Genomic DNA, 16,945 nt, shown 5'->3' with positions numbered 1-16,945 from the left:
TTAGCCCGTGAGCAGGAACACGAGCAGGCTGATCGCCATCGCCGCCGCGACGACGACGAAGAGGAACGCCCCGCCGATCTGGACCATCGCGTTGGCCGTCGAGGCCAGCGTCTCGGTGCGGTCGTTGCCGAAGACGGTCACCTCGGCGTGTTCGACGGCCATGCCCGCCTCGACGGGTTCGAGGTCGGCCCTCGCATCGGCGACGAGGTCCTCGACCAGCGCGACGAGTTCGTCGGCGTCGATGGCTTCCCCGACCTGATTGGTCGCTTCCATCGTGTTGACGACGTGGTTGTCGGTGGTCATCACCTCCGCCTCGTCGGCATCGATGGCAGCCAGCAGTTCTTCGCGGAGGCCGGGTTCCATGTTGTTGCCGTCGACGAGGACGTAGGCGGTCCGCTGGTCGTCGACCTCGACGACGGCGACGCGGACGCCGAGGGGGCCGATACCGTCTTCGGGTTCCCAGTCGGTCGGGTCCCACGCGACGCCGACGTGGAGGTCGCCGCGGTCGGCATCGGCGAGGCGGTTGCCGAGGCGGTTGGCGGCGGCCATCATGTCGAAGGAGCGCTGTGAGCCGGGGACGACGTGGCCCAGATCGTCGCCGTCCAGCCCGTTGTTGCTGTTGTGGGCGTCGACGAGCATGACGTTCCGGAGGCCCGACGCGCGGGCCTCGGAGGCCGTCGACAGGCCGACGCCGAAATCCACGTCGTCGGCGAATCCGGGGGCGTGGGTGGCGACGACCAGCGCGTCCTCGCCGACGGCCTGTCCCAGCAGTTTCGACTCGCCTTCCTGCTCGCGGAGCGCCGGGGTCGCTTCGGTGGCGTAGTCGATGCGGTCGTAGGCGTCTTCGGCGGCGTCGACGAGCGTCCCGACCTCGCGTTTGGTGACGAGATTGAAGTCGTGGCCGGCGGTGGCGTGCGGGGGGAAGGCCAGTCCTTCGGCGCTTCGGGCGATGCGTTCGGGGAGGTTGCCGCCGCCGATCTCGCCCATAGGTCCGGGATGGATCATCGGGAGGACGAACCGCGCCTTCTCGGTGCCGTCCGCGCGACGGATGCCCATGACGGTCACCGGGACGACCGCCTCTTCGCCCAACCCCTCGAAGAACGCCTCCAGTTCGTCCGAGCCCTCGGCGATGTGACCGATGAAGCCGCGGATGAAATCGAGGACGGAGACGCCGAGGCTCTGTCGCCACGGGCGGTCGATAGTGACCAGAAAGCCGTGGACGGCCAGCGCATAGAGGGCGCAGATGCCCGCGAGAACGAGGAAGTCCTCCGGTCGGACGATGAGCAGTTCCGGTGGGGCATCCCGTGGTTGGGCGAGGTACGCACGGACGAGCGGGCCGCCGACCTCCAGATACCGGAGCGTGCCGCTGTAGACGAACAGCAACACGGCGGCGACGACGGTCTGGATGCTCGCCGGAACCGCCGCGACGAGCAGCGAACGCCGCGAGATGGCCATGATGACGAACAGGCGGAACGCGAAGATGGAGGCCAGCGCGACCAGGAGTACGTCGAAGACGAACGTCTGGCCGAGGTCGGTGACCAGCGTGATGACCGCCGCCCCGACGAGGAAGACGACGACGATGACCTCACAGAGCAGTGCCAGAAGCGCCGAGCGGTTGTGGGTCATCCGGCCGCCGAGCGACTGGTCGACCCACGGGGTGAGAACCGCCGCGACGACGGTCGGAACGCCGATGTAGAGCATCCCCTGATAGACGTCGTCGAGGACGAACTGATAGTCGAAGGCGGGGACGCCGACGAGTGCCGCGAGCACGAGGGCGAAAAACAGGCTGGCCGACCAGTCGGGGGCTTGGAAGACGAACCGCGATAGCGCCGCGAGGTCGCCCTGCGTCTTCGTCATTAGGCGACAGAGGGGATGGGACGTGGTTAAATGGCTCGGGAGCGGATTCCCGCGGCCGGGCCGGCGTCGATGGCGGACAGTATTTCCGTCCGAACCACCACGAATCGGTATGGACTTCGACGTCGACGCGTGGCGCGAGGAACTGCAGTCCTACCGCGCCCAGAAGGACGACCAGTTCGCCTCCTCGCGGCAGTCGCCGCTGCCGCCGGAGGAACGCGAGGGCTTCGGCGGCCTCGAGTACTTCGAGCCCGACCCCGACTACCGGGTCGAGGCGACGGTCGAACTCGTCGACAGCGACGAGACGGTGACGATGGAGACGACCGCCGACGGCGAACAGCTCTACGAGCGCGCCGCGCGCCTCCACTTCGAGCTAGCGGACGCCAGCGGCGAGACGGCCGAACACACGCTCGTGGCCTACCAGCGCGTCGACCACGAGGGCGGGTCGCTGTTCATCCCCTTCCGCGACAAGACGACGGGCCAGCAGACCTATCCTGGCGGGCGGTACATGGAGCTACACACCGAGGGCGAACTGGAAGACGGCGCGACCGTTCCACTCGACTTCAACCTCGCGTACAGCCCCTTCTGTGCCTACAGCGAGGCCTACGAGTGCCCGCTGCCGCCGCAGGAGAACTGGCTGGAGGTCGCGGTGGCGGCCGGCGAACGCCACGAGGGGTGAGGTTAACTTCGCGGCGTGCCATCTGCGGGTCATGCTCCCCGATGCCGTCTGGCGGCGACACTCGAATCCGAAAAGCGGATGGACGCGCCTGCTCGCCTATCCCGTCCTGATTCTCGCCGTCTACACGCGCAAGTGGGCGCTACTGGGACTGACCCTGGGTTTCGTCGCGGTCAACCCGGTGTTGTTCCGGGAACCCGAGGAAGAACCGGACGACTGGATGTATCGCGGCGTCCTCGCCGAACGGCAATGGAGCGAGCGCGGCAAGCCCTTCGTCGGCCTCGGCTTCCCGCAGGTGCTGAGCCTCGTGCAGATATTCGCCTTCCTCGCCAACCTCTACGCTGCGTATAAACGAAAGCCGCTGGCGACGGTCGCGACGACGGTGGCGACGATGGCGCTCAAACTCTGGTTCGTGAACGAACTGATAAAGCGGTACGACCCCGAGTTGGCCGTCGCCTAGTTACGGCACGACGCCGACGGTCAGCAGCGTCCCGTACTCCCGATACCGTTCGACCATCGCCTCGCGGGTCTCCCAGTCGTCGGTCGGGAACGCCTCGGCGGGCGGAATCTCGGTTTCGCGGTCGGGGATGGTGTCCTGTTCGGCGACGTGGAAGCCGGCCTCGTGGAAGGCCTCGCGGTACTGGTCGTAGCTCCACAGGGTCATGTCGATGGAGATGGTGTCCTGCCACTCGTGGGTGTGGACGTTCTCCTCGAAGAAGTTGACCGCACAGTAGAAGGTGCCGCCGGGTCGGAGGACTCGCCGGAGTTCTTCGAGGGCGCCGACGGGGTCGGGCGCGTAGTAGAACGCTTCCATCGAGAAGGCGTGGTCGATGCTGTCGTCGTCGAAGGGCAGCGACTGGAAATCGCCGACGACGTAGCCCACGTCGGGGTCGTCGGTGTAGGTCCGGGCGTTGCGGACCATCTCGGGGGCGCCGTCGAGGCCGTAGGCGCGGCCGGCGCCTTTGGCCTCCCGGAGCGCGCGGGCGGCGTAGCCGCTGCCACAGCCCAGATCGAGGACCGTGTCGCCTTCCTCGACGGGCATCCGCCCCAGCGCGTGTTTGGCGGTGTGCCAGTGTCGTTCCTCCATACCCCTGTCGCGGCCGTCGGCGGCCCACGAATCGAACTCGGCGCGAACGCTCATACCGGGGGTGGGAGCGCGCCGACCAAAACCGCCACGGCTTGGGGCCGCGTTGGCGTCGCGGTCGCGTCTCGGACGGCGCCGTTTATATTCGCTGGGCGTCAGGGTCGGATATGGCACGGTTTCGCCGCCCGAAAACGAACTTTCGGTTGGCCGACTCCGCCCAGCAGATCGTCGGCGGGTTCCTGCTTGCGGGTCCGTTCGTCGTCACCGAGGAGGTGTGGGTCCTCGCCACGGACATGACACTCGTCCAGTCGCTGGTGACTGCCGGCATGGTCTTCGCCATCGGCTACGCCGCCCTTTATAAGGCAGTCGACCGCGACCCGGACGACGAGTCCGATATCGCCGTCGGGATTCCGACGCGCTTTGCCTCGCTGATGGTCGTCTCCTACGGGTCGGTACTGGTACTCGCGCTCGCGTTCGGGGCGCCCGATACGTTTCTGGAGGGGGTGCCGTGGCCCGAAAACGCCCTCATCACGGCGCGAGCGGTCGGCGTCGGCGCGGTGTTCAGCGTCGTCGGGGCGGCGACCGCCGACTCCGTGTTCTGACCCCGCCACAATTTAAGACGGCCGCGGTCCCGTATTCCGGCATGGACTACGAACTCGCTATCGAGAACGCACCCGATTCGGTTCCCGGCGGCACCGGTATCCTGCTGATTCATCCGAGTACGGGCGAGACCGACCGCATCGACACGGAGTTTCTGAACACCGACACCGACCGCTTCCTCGTCATCTCGACGCGGACGACCGCCCGCGAGGTCCAGCAGAAACTGGAGTATTACGGCGTCGACGAGACGAAGGCGGACATCCTCGATACCCTCTCCGTAGAGCGGGGTTACTCGCGCCGGTCCTCCGACCACGTCCACTACGTCTCCTCGCCCGACGATCTGGCGGGCGTCGTCGATATCACCCGTGAGTTCCTCGCCGACCACGAGGGCAAGCGCCGCATCAGCCTCGATTCGGTGACCGAGATGGCCTACTACGCCGACGACGACCGCGCCCTCGAAGCGGTCGAGGAACTCCTGGAACTGCTGGAGAGCCACGACGCCGTCGGCCTCTTCCACCTCTCGGAGGAGGTCCACGACGCCGCCGTCGTCGAGCAGTTCAAGGACCTGTTCGACGCCGTCATCTACCTCGACGAGGACGGCACCGTCGAGGCCGACTTTTAAGCTTAGAGGACGTCTTCGGCGGCATCGAGCGCTCGCCGTTGCCCCTCGACGACGTGTGTGAAATCCGCGCCCGCGACCATGTAATCGAAGCCGAGCGAGCCGAGGGCCTCGATCTGTTCGGGCGTCGTCCCGAGCGTACCGACGGGAACGCCCGCCTCCTCGGCGGCGTCGACGGTCTTCTCGACGGCCGCGAGGAACTCCGCGTCGGTCCACTCGGCGAAGCGGTCGAGCGAGGCCGAGAGGTCCGCCGGCCCGACGAAGAGGGCGTCGACGCCGTCGACCGCCGCGATGTCGGCGGCATTGTCGACGGCCTCGCCCGACTCGATCTGGACGATAAGCGAGAGGTCGCGGTGGCCCTCCCGGACGTATTCTTCGAAGGTGCGGCCGTAGTCGGCGGCGCGGGCGGCGGCGACCCCACGAACGCCGGCCGGCGGGTACCGGGTCGCGTCGACGGCGGCGCGGGCCTCCTCGACGGTATCGACCATCGGCACGAGCAGGCCGTCGGCGCCGATATCGAGCAGGCGCTTGATACGGACGGGGTCGTTCGACGGCACCCGGACGACGGCGTTGCCGTCCGCGGCTGCGACGCCCCGGACGCAGTCGGCGACCGATTCGAGGCCGAGCGGCGTATGTTCGGTGTCCACGACGACGAAATCGAAGCCGCCGCCCGCGGCGATCTCCGCGACGGCGGGGTCCGAAAGCGAGGTCCACGTTCCGATGGTTCCGAAGAGGTCGTCCATATCGGGGGGCCGTCGCCCAGCGACAAAACCGTGTGGAATCGGCGGGACCCCCGAGCGCAGTCCTTTTGCCGCGGAAACGCGTGGCTTCGTGTATGAGCGATTTCGACCGCGAAGCCGAACGCGAGAAGCTTCGCGAGAAGTACGAGGAAGACAAGGAGAAACGGCAGGCCTCCGAACGAATGAGCGAACTCCTCCTGCAGGGCGCGACGATGACCAATCGCCACTGCAAGGAGTGTCACTCGCCCGTGTTCCGCTACGAGGGCGACGAGTTCTGTCCCACCTGCCAGCAGGTCGTCGACGAGAACGGGGAGTTCGTCGGCCCTGAAGCAGAGGAGGGTGCGGAATCGGTCGAAGCCGCCGCGAACGGCCAGCAACCCGACCCCGCGTCCGAACCCGAACCGGCCGAGACGACGACCGCGGAGGGGCAGCCCTCGCCGGGCGAACCGACGGCCGGAACCGAGCCGCAGTCCCGCGCCGACCCGTCGGAGCCATCCGTCGAAGCGGCCGCGGAGCCGGTCGACGAGCCGGTACAGGACGAGGCGCCGACCGAACCCCGCGAAACCCGTCCGGCGCCCGCCCGCGAGCGTCGGCCGGCACGCGTCGACCCCCCCGCTCGTCGAGAGGAAGACGCCGGCCGTGAGACCGCCGACCGCGAGGATGCTGCTGGAGATTTCGGTGCGGCCGAGGCCGCGCTCGCCCGCGAGATCACGGCGCTGACCCGACAGGCCGAGGCGACGCGGGACATCGGACGCAAGCGCGACCTCTTTGCGGCCGCTCGCGAGGCGGCCGAAACCCTCCAGACGGTCCGTCGGCTCTAACTGCCGCCGTCGGCCCCGCTGAAAAGGCGTGGAATCACAACGCTATTGAAGGGCCTTGACCAACGCACGCATATGGTTACGACAGTGGGTATCGTTGCCGGGGCGGTGCTGACGCTTGTCGCGGTCGTCCTGCATTTCTCGAAGGGCTCCGAGTGGCAGCCCCGCGAGGACATCTCACAAGAGGTCCTCGATACGCGGGCTGAGACGGTCCCCGAGACGGAGTTCCCCGAACCCAGTAACCGGTCGATCGGCGGTGGCGGCGCTGCCGCCGCGGCGGTCGGTGCCGGCGAGGGTGAGGCCGAGGGCGAACTCGGCGAGGAAGAGGAGGACGCCGGTCCGGCGGCTATCCCCGACGACGAGGCCGAAACCTACGAAATCGAGTACGTGAAGGAAGGCGCGACCATCGAGGTCAAGGAAAACGAGACGCTGCTGGAAGCCGGCGAGGACGAGGGCTGGGACCTGCCCTACGCCTGCCGTGAAGGCCAGTGTATCTCCTGTGCCGGCCACATCGCCGACGGCGGCAACAGCGAAGACTACGTCGAACACCACACCAACCAGATGCTCGGCGAACCCGAACTCGACGAGGGCTACACGCTGACCTGCGTCGCCTACCCGACCGCCGAGTTCTCGCTGGAAACCGGCGAATCGCCGTAACGAACGTCGCCACCACCCCTTTCTCTCGATTCTACGCTCCCGTTTGCCTCGGGTCTATTCGACGAGCGGCACCGACGCGTCCTCGACGTCTACTTCCTTGGTCAGGTCCTCGAAGTCGTCGACGGGACCTCTGACGAACATCGCATGACCCATGAACGCTATCGAAACCGCTCCGAGCGCGACGATAGCCAGCGGCATCGAAACGCTCGTCAGCGCGCCGATAACGCCGCCAGTGCCCAGCGAGAGGATGATCGCGGCCAACACCAGGTCGTAGTAGTGGACGGTGTACATGCCACCAACTACGTGGTCCGGTCGGATTAATCCGGGGGTACGTGTCGCAACGGTTAAACCGCCGTCCGGGCTATCGACTGATAGGAGCCCGTAGCTCAGTGGACAGAGTGCTTGGTTCCGGACCAAGATGTCGCGGGTTCAAATCCCGTCGGGCTCGTTTCATTCTGTCACGATCCGGATTCAACAGAAGGCAGCTTGGTGTATATAAAACCGTTGCGCCGTCGATTCTGGAGTACTTCGTGATTCGTGTGCCGGACAGTTTCGTCGGGTGATTTGGTGAAACCGCTATTGACTTTAGAACTCCAGTACTGGCTGAATGTGCATTCTCTCGCTTTCTGACTCTGGGTTGACTCGGTCGTTATAAAACGATTCACAAGGGAGTATTTTATCCGTGGATTACCTGTGATGACGAGTTTGGGTATTAATCGCGAGGTGACCTACAGATTTGCGTAACTCTTCAGAAGGCTGTGCTGAATAGAGTGCGCGAACTGGGCACGAAATGAATGAACTAATGCAACGGAATCAGAATCTTTGGTGAAACTCCCCTGCTGCATTCAGGGCGCCCATCACCCATCGTCCGGTTCGTTACAGGAGTTTGACAACACATCATCGAGCGCAAACGGATTCCTGTCTGGGGTAGATTTCCTCACCAACCCAAACTATTATTAATGGATGTTGGGATATGGTACCACTTGTCATGAGTACCGATGAACCCGATCAGTCGACCGACGAACACGACCACGAACATCACGAGGTAGAGGGGCCGGGGTATCCGACGCCGGCGGCGATGCGAACCGAATCAGAACGCGAGAAGACCGCCTTCGTCATGTCGCTTCGAGTCGGGATGGATGTGGACGGCCCCGACTTCGTCGGCGTCGTGGATGTCGACCCCGACTCCGACACCTACGCGGAGTTGATCGACACCGTCGAGATGCCGAACAAGGGCGACGAACTCCACCACTTCGGCTGGAACACCTGTTCGTCCTCGTGTCACGCCGAGGGACTGGTTCGAGACCACCTGATCGTCCCCGGGCAACGTTCCTCTCGAATCCACATCATCGACGCCGCCGACCCGCGGAACCCGGAGATAGAGAAGGTGATCGAACCCGAGGAGGTGTTCGAGCACGACCTCTCGGCGCCACATACGGTTCATTGTGTTCCCGAGGGCAAGATCGTCATCAGCATGCTCGGCAACGCCGACGGCGAACTCCCCGGTGGCTTCCTCCAGCTCGACCAGGACGATTTCTCCATCGACGGCCACTGGGAGGCCGACAGCGGGAACATGGAGATGAACTACGACTACTGGTATCAGCCCCGGCACGGGGTGATGATCTCCAGCGAGTGGGCCGCCCCCGAGACGTACTACCCGGGCTTCGATCTGGACGACGTGGAGGCCGGCAAGTACGGCGACAGCATCCACATCTGGGACTGGGAGACCAAAGAGCACCGGCAGACCCTCTCGTTCGGCGAGGAGGGACTGATTCCGCTCGAAGTCCGGATGCCCCACAACCCCGAAGAGACGGAAGGCTACGTCGGTGCCGCGCTCTCGTCGAACATCCTCCGGTTCTGGGAGGCCGACGACGGCACCTGGGAGTGGGAGACGGTCATCAGTATCAACGACCGGGAACACGAGGACTGGGACATGCCGGTCCCGGGTCTGGTGACGGACCTCCTCATCTCGCTGGACGACCAGTACCTGTTCTTCTCGAACTGGCTCCACGGCGACGTGCGGATGTACGATATCAGCGACACGGGGAACCCCCGGCTGGTCGACCAGTGCTGGGTCGGTGGCAACTTCGCCGACCGGCAGACGGTCGACGACCGCGAGGTCCGGGGCGCTCCGCAGATGCTCCAGCTCTCCCGCGACGGGCGCCGCCTCTACTGGACCTCCTCGCTGTTCTCCAGTTGGGACAACCAGTTCTACCCCGAGATTGGCGAGCGGGGGTCGCTGATGTTGAAAGCGGACGTCTACCCGGAGGAGGGCCGGCTGGAACTCGACGAGGATTTCGTCGTCGACTTCGGAGACGCCCCCGGCGGCCCGGCCCGCGCCCACGAGATCCGCTGGCCCGGCGGCGACTGTACCAGCGACGTCTGGCAGTAGCCGCCGATGCCCCACGCGGTCACTCTGGAGTGGCGCGACGGCCGAAAGACGACCGTCGACGTCCGGGCGTCTGAGACGGTCATCGAGGCCACCGAGCGTGCAGGCCTCGGCGTCCCCTACGGCTGTCTCTACGGTGCCTGTGCCACTTGCACTGGGCGCCTGCTGGAAGGTGACCTCGTCCACGTCAAGCGACCGCGTGGGTTGAAACCCCAGCACCGACAGGACGGGTACGTCCTGCTCTGTGTGGCCGAACCGCGCTCCGACTGCCGGATCGAGGTGGGTGCGGAGATACAGGCCGACCTCGTCCCGAATCCGTGGAAATGAGTTCGACCGCCCGATGCGCGGCCGCCGCCGCACACGGTGTCGCTCTCCTGTCGATGCCGGCGTCCGCCCACGGCGTGACCGCCGCCACGACGGGTCTTTCCTTCCCGCTTGTGGTCGCTGGCATCGTCTTCGTCAGTCTGCTCGGCGGCGGGGTCGTCCTGGTTGCGTACGGCCGAGTTCCGTGGTCGACGGGGCGAGCGACGCTCCCGGTTCTCGTGTTCGCACTCGGCGCCGCGGCGCTGACGCTCGCCGTCACGCGGTCGGCGGCAGCGACCCTCGTCGGCCTCCCAGTCGGCGTTGGCATCGTCTATGTCGCCCGCGATGCGGCGATTACTGACTGCGGTACCTGTGCGGACGCGACGCTGGGGGCCGTGACGCTCCACCGTGGCCTCGAAGGCGTTCTCCTCGCCACCGTCTACACCGCCAACGCGGCGCTTGGTCTGGTTGGCGCCCTCGTCGTCGCCGGGCACGCTGCCGCCGAGACGGCCGCCGTCGCGTCGCTGTACGCCACCGCGGGCCGTCGGTACGCCCTCGCCGCGGTCGTCGTCATCCAGATGGGGTTCGTCGTCGGCGTCGCGGCGGGCTGGGGGGTCGTCATCGGCGTGTCGCCGATCGCCGAAGCCGGCCTGCTTGCGCTCGTCGGTGGCGTCCTCCTCGCCGTCGGCATCCGGGTGGGGCGGCGTCGGCACGTGGCGGGCGTCGTGCCGGCGTAGGCCACGCCGACTCGCTGTCCGCCCACAGTCACTCGTTCGCTGCGAGAGTCGACTTCAGTCGGGGATGTCGATTCTTGTTCGGCGGTATGGCGGGCGGCCGTCGGGCTGGCTGTTCCAATTCTACGGAGTTCACCTCCCCCACTAACTCGAATTCGCAACGTGAGGAAATTGCCACGGTTCGGTATCTATCGGTCGTTTTCTAACGGCTCCCGTAACGACCACACGTCCTCGCTCGGCTCCAGGTTGTTCGGTTCGGCCCCTCGCTCGGTCACGATACCGGCGTGGTAGAGCATCGCCTTCAACTGGAAGACAGTCGGTGAGTGATAGACGTTGCCGTCTTCGAGCGCGTCGACCTGTAGCTTCCCGTCGGCATCCAGTACTCGCGACCGAGCATCGTCGGTTCCCCGGACGAACAGTTCGACGGTGAAGGTCGGGTGGTGGACGTGAAGCCAGTCGACGAATTCCGGAAGCGAGGGTTCGGTGATGCCGTCGTCGTGCATCGTCTGGAGTTCGTCGACCAGCAGTTTCGTCGCGGGATAGGCCCAGACGACGCGTCTGGCCACCAGCCCCCACTCGGGGGCGATATCGACGAACCGCTTTCGGGAGCGTTGCCAGTCCTCGAACCGTTCCAGTGCGGCGTCGACGGTGCCGGAGCGGTCCAGCGCGAACCTGACGACCTCCTCGCCGAGCGGCGTCAGCGCCTCGCGGTCGGGGCGTTCCTCGATGAGTCCCAGAAAGGCGGCGCCGCGTCGGGCGCCCTCGACCGCCCGGACGACGTGTTCGGCGAGGACGCCGTCGGTGTCGTCGGGATGGTAGAGCGCGAGCGGATAGGCGAGGTAGTTCTTCGGGTGGTTGAGGCCGAACGATTTGTCGGCGACGCCCTGTGCGGTGGCCTGAAACCTGATGGCGGTCGCGCCGTCGGAGGTGTTGTTGCCGACCACGCGAGGGACTTCGAGCGGGTCGACTGCGCCGGACGGTTCGACGCCGAGAACGCCGACGTTCAACTCGCGGGCGAGCGTGCGGTCGGACCGGGAGACGGCATCGGCAGGTGAGGCGACGTAGGCGGCGTTGGCCTCGTGGAGGCGGTCGTAGGCCTGCATGATGCCGCGGTCGACGTCGACGGTCCCGTCGTCGGTGTAGCCTTTCGCCTCGACGGCCACGAGGGGCGGCTGATCGCCGAACCGTTCGACGGCGAGCAGGTCGGTTTCGAGAGTTCGGACGCCGACGAGATCGGGGTAGCCGGAGCCGAGACGGACGTGGTTGAACGGTGCGAGCCGTTCGCGGACGGGGTCCGGAACCCGGCGGCCGTGGAGCCACTCGTTCGCTGCGAACTGGGTGTCACAGACGGCGTAGGTTTCCGAATCGTCGGACTCCGGAAAGAGCCGCCCTTTCGCGTGGGCGAGGACCTGCGGTTCCGTGAGCGATGCGGCGCCGGCCATGTGTTGTCCTCCGCGGGCGGGCCCATGAACCTTCGGCGCGGACGGCGGCGAACGACCGGAACTGTATCGCTACTGCGTTCGGTGTTGCCAGTCGTCCCGACGGAGCCCGTACATGACCATGTCCCGGTAGCTCCCGTCGACGAACATGAAGTCCTGCTTGCGGCCCTCTTCGGTGAACCCGAGCGATTCCAACAGGCCGCGAGAGGCGTCGTTGAAGTCGAACGCCTCCGCGCCGACCGTCGGCGTGTCGTACTCGCGGAAGGCGTAGTCGATGGCCAACGTGAGGGCGTCGGTGCCGTACCCCTCGCGGTGGACGGCCGGTACGAGCCAGTAGCCGAGTTCGGGACGCCTGTAATCGACGCCTGTGAGGGTTACCGCCCCGATGGGGCGAACGGCGCCGTCCGCGGGCCGACCGGGGTCGTCGTCGTCGTCGAGACAGACGAGAAACCGGTCGGTACCGTCGGTCGACACCTCGAACTCCTCGCGACTCCTGACGGGATTGCCCAGCGGGTAGCGGATCTCGGGGGTGGCGCTGCCGCGCTGGAGGAACGGTACGTCCTCTTCTTCGACGATTCGGAGCGTCACTCGCTCACCGCGTGCCACACGTGCGCCCGGCATATCGACAGGCGACGACGAGCGGCGGAATAGGTGTTGCGACCGCAGGAAGTCGGCGAGCCGGCGTCTCTAGACGTATTAAGGGGTCGCTTTTTTCAGGCCCTGAAAAGGGCTGGAATACTATTTGAATATAACAGCCATATAAGATAAGGGGACGCATATGACGGACGATACACCGACCGTGCTGGTCGTCGACGACGAGCGGGACCTCGCCGACCTGTATTCGGCGTGGCTGTCCGAACAGTACGAGGTTCGGACGGCCTACGGCGGCGAGGAGGCGATTGGCGTCCTGTCCGGTGAGGTCGACGTCACCCTCATCGACCGACTGATGCCGCGGGTTTCGGGTGACGAGGTACTCGACCACATTCGCACGGAAGGGTACGGCTGTCAGGTGTCGATGGTGACCGCCGTCGAGCCGGATTTCGACATCATCGAACTCGGCTTCGACGAGTACATCGTCAAACCGATTCGGCGGGACGAACTGCTCGATATCGTCGACACGCTGTTGTCCCGCTCCGAGTACGACCGCCAGCTCCAGGAGTTCTTCGCGCTGGCCTCGAAGCGGGCCGCCCTCCAGACACAGAAGAACGCCCACGAGTTGGCCCAAAGCGACGCATACACCGAACTCACGTCGGACATCGAGGAGATGCGTTCGGAGTTGAACCGAACGACCGAACAGCTCTCCGAGCGGGATTTCGAGGTCGAACTCCGGCGATTGAGCGCCGACAACCCCTAGCGGATCGTATTCTCCAGCGTCCCGAGGCCGTCGACGGTCAGGCGGATGGTGTCTCCCGACTCGAGGAATTGCCCCAACTCCAGCCCACAGCCTTCACCGACGGTTCCGCTGCCCAGCACGTCGCCCGGATGCAGGGGTTCGTCCTGCGAGACGTGTTCGATGATATCGCCGAAGGAGTGGTACATCTCGCCGGCGACGCCCTCCGACCACGTCTCGCCGTTGACCTCGGCGGTCATCTCGGCGGTTTCGGGGTCGAACTCGTCGGGCGTGACGAGATACGGTCCCAGCGCGCTCGCGAAGTCCTTGCCCTTGGCGGGGCCGAGACGCCCGGCCATCTCCTCTAACTGGATGTCGCGAGCGCTGAAATCGTCGAGTATCGTGTAGCCGGCGATGTAGTCGTCGGCCTCCTCGGCGTCGATGTTCTCGCCGCCCTTGCCGATGACCGCCGCGATCTCGAGTTCGTAGTCGGCCTGCTCGGAGTAGTCGGGCCACGGAACCTCGTCGCCCGGGCCGACGATGGTATCGGCGTTGCCCTTGTAGTAGACCGGCATCTCGTACCAGACGTCCGGCGGGTCGCCGCCGAGGCTGTTGCGGACGTGTTCCTCGAACGCCATGAAATCCCGCAGGGAGTTGGGTTGTGGAATCGGTGCTCGGAGGCGAACCTCATTGCGCTCGAAGCGGAGGCGGCCGCCCGTCGGCCCACGCTCGTCGTCGGTCCGGCGGGCGAAATCGAGGGCGTCTTTCGCGGCGTTCATCGCTCGTTCGCCTCGCGAGAGGAAGGCGTTCATCTCCGGCGGGGCGTGGGTCTCGGCGACCGCCACCGGGTCGCCCTCGCCGTTTTCTTCCAACATTCCCGCGTAGGCCGTCGTCACGTCGACCAGGGCGCCGTGTTCGTCACGGACGCCAACCCGGCGTTTCGAGCCGACCGGCGTCTCGACTTCGAAGGTGGCGAGTTTCATGCTGTCCCTCCCTCCGTCTCGTCGGCTTCGTCGTCCTCGATGACGGCGACGGGACGGACCCACCCGGCGCTGCCGTCCTCCACGACGATGGGGAAGGCGACCAGCGGCACGTTCGTCTTTCGCGGCAGGTCGTCGAGGTTCGCCATCTTCTCGATCTGGCAGTATTCCTTCTCGCGTCCGGCGAGATGGGCCGGCCACAACTCCTCGGTATCGCCCGTCTCCTCGAAGCGGGCGCCCATCTCGAGAAACGGCTTGTCGAAGCCGTAGGCGTCGGTACCGATGACCTTGATGCCCTGCTCGACCAGCCACGTGGTCGCCTCGGCGCCCATCCCCGGGAAGTCGGTCAGGTACGCCGCCGTCCCCCACAACTCGTCGGCGCCGGTCTGGATGAGGACGATCTCGCCCTCCGAGAGGTCGTGATCCAACTCGTCGAGAGCCTCCTGCAGGTCGTCGACGCCGATTTCGGCGCCGGCATCGAGGTGGCGCATATCGAGGACGACGGCCTCCCCGAGTCCCCACTCCAGCGGCACCTCGTCGATGGTTCGGGCCGGCTTCTCCTCGCTTTCGGCGCCGTAGTGATACGGCGCGTCCATGTGAGTCGCGGTGTGGGTGATGGCGGTGATCTCCTCCCACGCAAGCGCCGTGCCGTCGGGGAAGTCGTCGGCCTCGACGTCCTTGCCCATCGCCTGCAGGTTCTGTGCGAGCCACTCGGCGCCCTCGCGGTGGCCCATCCGGTCGATGCTCGCGGGGTCCGGTTCGCTCGCGGCCCCGTCTTCGATGCCGACCGAGAGGTCGATCAGCGTGGTATCCTGGAACATACCATGTCACGGGACGGGAAGCGACCTATAACTTAGGCCGGCGGAAGCCACTACAGGAATCCGCCGACGGCCGTCCCGGCCAGTACTGCGAGCAGTGCCAAAAGCAGCGTCCCCACCGCGTTGGCCGCTGCAACGCTCGTCTCGCCATCCTCAGCCAGCCGAACGGTCTCGACCGCGAAGGACGAAAAAGTCGTGAAGGCGCCGCAGAACCCGACGGCCCCGGCCAGCAGGGCCGTCTCGCCGAGACCGGACGCCAGCAGAACGCCGATGGCGAAACTCCCGAGGACGTTGACCGCGAGCGTGTCGAGGCCACGGCCATCCACGGCTTGGCCGACCCCGTAGCGCGCAAGCGCGCCGGCCGCGCCCCCGAGGCCGACCGCGAGCGCGCTCACGAGCGCCATCCGACCACCTCTCGGGCGAGCAGGACGGCGAGAAAGCCGAGTGCGTAGTTGGCGACGACGTTCAGCGCCGCCAGTCGCGGCGACAGCGCGACCGTTTCCCAGGCGAAGGTGCTGTAGGTGGTAAACGAGGAGAGAAAGCCCGTCGAAAGCAGGAGTCGCGCAGCGTCCGGAATCCGCCCACTCGCGGCCGTCTCGTAGACGACCAGCCCCAGCAGGAACGCGCCGACGACGTTGACCGCGAGCGTCCCCCACGGAAACGTCTCGGACAGCGCTACGCTGACGGCGTGTCGACATAGCGCGCCCGCGAAGCCGCCGAGCGCGACGAGCGTGGCGTTCCGAGGTCGCATGGCGAGGATTCCACGGGGCGGCTACAGGGGTCTTGCGGTTCACTCGCGTGCCGTCACCCCGCGGCCCGCACTCTCCGAGACTTTATATACGAAACCCCGACCACCACCCCTATGCGTCACAGCGAAGGGCTCCTCGCGGACGAACGCGGTATCGAGGGGTTGCCCGTCAGACTCGTCATCGCGATGGTCGTCGGCGTCGCCAGCCTCTCGGTCATGATGAGCATGCTCTCGGGAATCTCGGGGCTCTCCGTCACCGAACTCGACACCCAGCCGTCACCCGAGGTGGTCGCGCCCGGCAACGAGACGGTCGAGGTGCGAGTCGTCGACCCCGACGGAGCGGGCGTTGCAGACGCGACGGTCATCGCTCGCGGCGGGTCGGCACGGCTGGACGGCGTCGCGACGGCGAAAACGGACGAAAACGGCACTGCTGAGCTTCAGCTATCGCCCGAACTCGGGCCGAATCAGCGGGACGGTACCGTCGAGTTCGATGTCAAACCACCTGCGGGGAGCGAATACACCGACGAACGGGAGAACACGGCGCTGCTGGTGGTGGAGGAGTGAGGTGTCGGGTAGGTTAGTTTATAAATCATGTATAGCGGCGGCTCTGCCAGCACCATTCGCGAAGCCCTCAGCCGGCTGGCGATCGCTGAGCGGGATACCCTCCCTGCGGTCGGGTAGTGCCCGCTCAGCGACTGTATAAACGCCACCAGGTCGTCCGAAAGGCGCCTTTCGTGATGACGAGAGAGCTTCGCTCTCTCGAACCACTTCGCCCTTCGATTCCGCCGAGGACCGCACCGCAAACCGCAGCCACACTCCTCCCCAACCGACTCCCTCCTTCGCTGCGCTCAGTCGGTCGGCCAGCGCGCGCCATTTATAAACCCAACTGGCCGGGAGCGCGTGCGGCCCTTTGGGCCGTCGCGCGACCCGGGGAAGGGCAGGTACGGTTGCGGTCCTCGGTGGACTGAAAGGGCGAGACGCGCGAGACGCGAACGGAGTGAGCGTCTCGGTAGGGCCGAACGGGGAGCGAAGCGACCCGTGAGGCCGTCTGGCGTTTATATAGTCGCTACGCGGGCCACTATCCGAGCGAGGCGACCGCAGGGAGCCGAAGCGAGGATATCCCGCGTAGCGACCGGCAACGCGCCGAGGGCTTTCT

21 protein-coding genes and 1 tRNA gene are annotated in these 16,945 nt (G+C 66.2%); 12 read left to right on the top strand and 10 right to left on the bottom strand.

Features of this window, described 5'->3' with window-relative positions:
- The gene (locus V5A53_RS01495) at window positions 1–1,857 is read right to left on the bottom strand and encodes a DUF2070 family protein (protein ID WP_332311788.1); all 1,857 of its coding nucleotides are present in this window, start codon (window positions 1,855–1,857) and stop codon (window positions 1–3) included.
- 109 nt (window positions 1,858–1,966) lie between these two features.
- On the opposite strand from V5A53_RS01495, the gene V5A53_RS01490 reads away from it, so the two are divergent.
- Both V5A53_RS01490 and V5A53_RS01485 read left to right on the top strand, forming a co-directional pair.
- Complete coding sequence (locus V5A53_RS01490) at window positions 1,967–2,533, top strand: DUF1684 domain-containing protein (protein ID WP_332311787.1); 567 nt, start codon at window positions 1,967–1,969, stop codon at window positions 2,531–2,533.
- Between the two features lie 31 nt (window positions 2,534–2,564).
- Window positions 2,565–2,990, top strand: coding sequence for a DUF6653 family protein (locus V5A53_RS01485; protein WP_332311786.1), 426 nt, complete (start codon window positions 2,565–2,567; stop codon window positions 2,988–2,990).
- Here the strand turns inward: V5A53_RS01485 and V5A53_RS01480 are convergent, their stop codons facing one another.
- Window positions 2,991–3,671 (bottom strand): class I SAM-dependent methyltransferase, encoded by a 681-nt coding sequence (locus V5A53_RS01480; RefSeq protein ID WP_332311785.1) that lies wholly within the window; start codon window positions 3,669–3,671, stop codon window positions 2,991–2,993. It lies immediately after the preceding gene.
- A gap of 110 nt (window positions 3,672–3,781) precedes the next feature.
- Between V5A53_RS01480 and V5A53_RS01475 the strand changes: the two genes are divergently transcribed.
- Window positions 3,782–4,216, top strand: coding sequence for a DUF2391 family protein (locus V5A53_RS01475; protein ID WP_332311784.1), 435 nt, complete (start codon window positions 3,782–3,784; stop codon window positions 4,214–4,216).
- A 41-nt stretch (window positions 4,217–4,257) separates the two neighbouring features.
- The gene (locus V5A53_RS01470; protein ID WP_332311783.1) at window positions 4,258–4,836 is read left to right on the top strand and encodes a DUF7090 family protein; all 579 of its coding nucleotides are present in this window, start codon (window positions 4,258–4,260) and stop codon (window positions 4,834–4,836) included.
- A 2-nt stretch (window positions 4,837–4,838) separates the two neighbouring features.
- On the opposite strand, the gene V5A53_RS01465 is transcribed toward V5A53_RS01470, so the two are convergent.
- Window positions 4,839–5,576 (bottom strand): HpcH/HpaI aldolase family protein, encoded by a 738-nt coding sequence (locus V5A53_RS01465; RefSeq protein WP_332311782.1) that lies wholly within the window; start codon window positions 5,574–5,576, stop codon window positions 4,839–4,841.
- Between the two features lie 92 nt (window positions 5,577–5,668).
- Between V5A53_RS01465 and V5A53_RS01460 the strand changes: the two genes are divergently transcribed.
- Both V5A53_RS01460 and V5A53_RS01455 read left to right on the top strand, forming a co-directional pair.
- Window positions 5,669–6,394, top strand: a complete 726-nt coding sequence (locus V5A53_RS01460; protein WP_332311781.1) for an Sjogren's syndrome/scleroderma autoantigen 1 family protein — start codon at window positions 5,669–5,671, stop codon at window positions 6,392–6,394.
- A 72-nt stretch (window positions 6,395–6,466) separates the two neighbouring features.
- Window positions 6,467–7,048 (top strand): 2Fe-2S iron-sulfur cluster-binding protein, encoded by a 582-nt coding sequence (locus V5A53_RS01455; RefSeq protein ID WP_332311780.1) that lies wholly within the window; start codon window positions 6,467–6,469, stop codon window positions 7,046–7,048.
- A 54-nt stretch (window positions 7,049–7,102) separates the two neighbouring features.
- On the opposite strand, the gene V5A53_RS01450 is transcribed toward V5A53_RS01455, so the two are convergent.
- A complete protein-coding gene (locus tag V5A53_RS01450; RefSeq protein WP_332311779.1) occupies window positions 7,103–7,339 on the bottom strand; it encodes a hypothetical protein in 237 nt (78 codons plus the stop codon).
- A gap of 84 nt (window positions 7,340–7,423) precedes the next feature.
- On the opposite strand from V5A53_RS01450, the gene V5A53_RS01445 reads away from it, so the two are divergent.
- The 4 genes from V5A53_RS01445 (at window position 7,424) to V5A53_RS01430 (ending at window position 10,477) form a co-directional block, all read left to right on the top strand.
- Window positions 7,424–7,496, top strand: a tRNA-Arg gene (locus V5A53_RS01445).
- 540 nt (window positions 7,497–8,036) lie between these two features.
- Window positions 8,037–9,440, top strand: coding sequence for a selenium-binding protein SBP56-related protein (locus tag V5A53_RS01440; RefSeq protein WP_332311778.1), 1,404 nt, complete (start codon window positions 8,037–8,039; stop codon window positions 9,438–9,440).
- A gap of 6 nt (window positions 9,441–9,446) precedes the next feature.
- A complete protein-coding gene (locus V5A53_RS01435; RefSeq protein WP_332311777.1) occupies window positions 9,447–9,764 on the top strand; it encodes a 2Fe-2S iron-sulfur cluster-binding protein in 318 nt (105 codons plus the stop codon).
- The gene (locus tag V5A53_RS01430; protein ID WP_332311776.1) at window positions 9,761–10,477 is read left to right on the top strand and encodes a hypothetical protein; all 717 of its coding nucleotides are present in this window, start codon (window positions 9,761–9,763) and stop codon (window positions 10,475–10,477) included. Before V5A53_RS01435 ends, V5A53_RS01430 begins: the two co-directional genes overlap by 4 nt.
- Window positions 10,478–10,662: 185 nt before the next feature.
- Here the strand turns inward: V5A53_RS01430 and V5A53_RS01425 are convergent, their stop codons facing one another.
- Together V5A53_RS01425 and V5A53_RS01420 are read right to left on the bottom strand one after the other, a co-directional pair.
- Window positions 10,663–11,916 (bottom strand): hypothetical protein, encoded by a 1,254-nt coding sequence (locus V5A53_RS01425; RefSeq protein ID WP_332311775.1) that lies wholly within the window; start codon window positions 11,914–11,916, stop codon window positions 10,663–10,665.
- A gap of 69 nt (window positions 11,917–11,985) precedes the next feature.
- Window positions 11,986–12,534: a GNAT family N-acetyltransferase gene (locus V5A53_RS01420; RefSeq protein WP_332311774.1), complete on the bottom strand. Its 549-nt coding sequence runs from the start codon at window positions 12,532–12,534 to the stop codon at window positions 11,986–11,988.
- A 157-nt stretch (window positions 12,535–12,691) separates the two neighbouring features.
- Here V5A53_RS01420 and V5A53_RS01415 point away from each other — a divergent pair, with 157 nt between their 5' ends.
- Window positions 12,692–13,267, top strand: coding sequence for a HalX domain-containing protein (locus V5A53_RS01415; protein ID WP_332311773.1), 576 nt, complete (start codon window positions 12,692–12,694; stop codon window positions 13,265–13,267).
- Here V5A53_RS01415 and V5A53_RS01410 read toward each other — a convergent pair.
- From V5A53_RS01410 to V5A53_RS01395, 4 genes are read right to left on the bottom strand one after another with little or no spacing between them, the layout of a single operon-like run.
- A complete protein-coding gene (locus V5A53_RS01410; protein WP_332311772.1) occupies window positions 13,264–14,226 on the bottom strand; it encodes a fumarylacetoacetate hydrolase family protein in 963 nt (320 codons plus the stop codon). The two genes, V5A53_RS01415 and V5A53_RS01410, sit on opposite strands and share 4 nt — an antisense overlap.
- Window positions 14,223–15,044: a cyclase family protein gene (locus V5A53_RS01405; RefSeq protein WP_332311771.1), complete on the bottom strand. Its 822-nt coding sequence runs from the start codon at window positions 15,042–15,044 to the stop codon at window positions 14,223–14,225. The genes V5A53_RS01410 and V5A53_RS01405 overlap by 4 nt, the downstream gene beginning before the upstream one ends.
- A 50-nt stretch (window positions 15,045–15,094) precedes the next feature.
- On the bottom strand, window positions 15,095–15,445 hold the full coding sequence (locus V5A53_RS01400) for a fluoride efflux transporter FluC (protein WP_332311770.1): 351 nt from the start codon (window positions 15,443–15,445) through the stop codon (window positions 15,095–15,097).
- On the bottom strand, window positions 15,433–15,792 hold the full coding sequence (locus V5A53_RS01395) for a fluoride efflux transporter FluC (protein WP_332311769.1): 360 nt from the start codon (window positions 15,790–15,792) through the stop codon (window positions 15,433–15,435). Before V5A53_RS01395 ends, V5A53_RS01400 begins: the two co-directional genes overlap by 13 nt.
- Window positions 15,793–15,903: 111 nt before the next feature.
- On the opposite strand from V5A53_RS01395, the gene V5A53_RS01390 reads away from it, so the two are divergent.
- The gene (locus V5A53_RS01390; RefSeq protein WP_332311768.1) at window positions 15,904–16,353 is read left to right on the top strand and encodes a DUF7382 domain-containing protein; all 450 of its coding nucleotides are present in this window, start codon (window positions 15,904–15,906) and stop codon (window positions 16,351–16,353) included.
- The last annotated feature ends 592 nt before the right edge of the window (window positions 16,354–16,945 follow it).

This window comes from Natronomonas sp. (genome assembly GCF_036625485.1).
Taxonomy (GTDB): domain Archaea; phylum Halobacteriota; class Halobacteria; order Halobacteriales; family Haloarculaceae; genus Natronomonas.
The sequence above is the reverse complement of the archived record's forward strand: the minus strand, read 5'-3'. Positions and strand labels throughout refer to the sequence as shown.

What these genes read in the sequence shown, in the direction of transcription:
- V5A53_RS01495 (WP_332311788.1), bottom strand. Translation starts at nt 1,857, where the DNA reads ATGACGAAGACGCAGGGCGACCTCGCGGCGCTATCGCGGTTCGTCTTC.
- V5A53_RS01460 (WP_332311781.1), top strand. Translation starts at nt 5,669, where the DNA reads ATGAGCGATTTCGACCGCGAAGCCGAACGCGAGAAGCTTCGCGAGAAG.
- V5A53_RS01485 (WP_332311786.1), top strand. Translation starts at nt 2,565, where the DNA reads ATGCTCCCCGATGCCGTCTGGCGGCGACACTCGAATCCGAAAAGCGGA.
- V5A53_RS01420 (WP_332311774.1), bottom strand. Translation starts at nt 12,534, where the DNA reads ATGCCGGGCGCACGTGTGGCACGCGGTGAGCGAGTGACGCTCCGAATC.
- V5A53_RS01470 (WP_332311783.1), top strand. Translation starts at nt 4,258, where the DNA reads ATGGACTACGAACTCGCTATCGAGAACGCACCCGATTCGGTTCCCGGC.
- V5A53_RS01390 (WP_332311768.1), top strand. Translation starts at nt 15,904, where the DNA reads ATGCGTCACAGCGAAGGGCTCCTCGCGGACGAACGCGGTATCGAGGGG.
- V5A53_RS01440 (WP_332311778.1), top strand. Translation starts at nt 8,037, where the DNA reads ATGAGTACCGATGAACCCGATCAGTCGACCGACGAACACGACCACGAA.
- V5A53_RS01410 (WP_332311772.1), bottom strand. Translation starts at nt 14,226, where the DNA reads ATGAAACTCGCCACCTTCGAAGTCGAGACGCCGGTCGGCTCGAAACGC.
- V5A53_RS01475 (WP_332311784.1), top strand. Translation starts at nt 3,782, where the DNA reads ATGGCACGGTTTCGCCGCCCGAAAACGAACTTTCGGTTGGCCGACTCC.
- V5A53_RS01465 (WP_332311782.1), bottom strand. Translation starts at nt 5,576, where the DNA reads ATGGACGACCTCTTCGGAACCATCGGAACGTGGACCTCGCTTTCGGAC.
- V5A53_RS01415 (WP_332311773.1), top strand. Translation starts at nt 12,692, where the DNA reads ATGACGGACGATACACCGACCGTGCTGGTCGTCGACGACGAGCGGGAC.
- V5A53_RS01400 (WP_332311770.1), bottom strand. Translation starts at nt 15,445, where the DNA reads ATGGCGCTCGTGAGCGCGCTCGCGGTCGGCCTCGGGGGCGCGGCCGGC.
- V5A53_RS01395 (WP_332311769.1), bottom strand. Translation starts at nt 15,792, where the DNA reads ATGCGACCTCGGAACGCCACGCTCGTCGCGCTCGGCGGCTTCGCGGGC.
- V5A53_RS01425 (WP_332311775.1), bottom strand. Translation starts at nt 11,916, where the DNA reads ATGGCCGGCGCCGCATCGCTCACGGAACCGCAGGTCCTCGCCCACGCG.
- V5A53_RS01430 (WP_332311776.1), top strand. Translation starts at nt 9,761, where the DNA reads ATGAGTTCGACCGCCCGATGCGCGGCCGCCGCCGCACACGGTGTCGCT.
- V5A53_RS01405 (WP_332311771.1), bottom strand. Translation starts at nt 15,044, where the DNA reads ATGTTCCAGGATACCACGCTGATCGACCTCTCGGTCGGCATCGAAGAC.
- V5A53_RS01435 (WP_332311777.1), top strand. Translation starts at nt 9,447, where the DNA reads ATGCCCCACGCGGTCACTCTGGAGTGGCGCGACGGCCGAAAGACGACC.
- V5A53_RS01490 (WP_332311787.1), top strand. Translation starts at nt 1,967, where the DNA reads ATGGACTTCGACGTCGACGCGTGGCGCGAGGAACTGCAGTCCTACCGC.
- V5A53_RS01450 (WP_332311779.1), bottom strand. Translation starts at nt 7,339, where the DNA reads ATGTACACCGTCCACTACTACGACCTGGTGTTGGCCGCGATCATCCTC.
- V5A53_RS01455 (WP_332311780.1), top strand. Translation starts at nt 6,467, where the DNA reads ATGGTTACGACAGTGGGTATCGTTGCCGGGGCGGTGCTGACGCTTGTC.
- V5A53_RS01480 (WP_332311785.1), bottom strand. Translation starts at nt 3,671, where the DNA reads ATGAGCGTTCGCGCCGAGTTCGATTCGTGGGCCGCCGACGGCCGCGAC.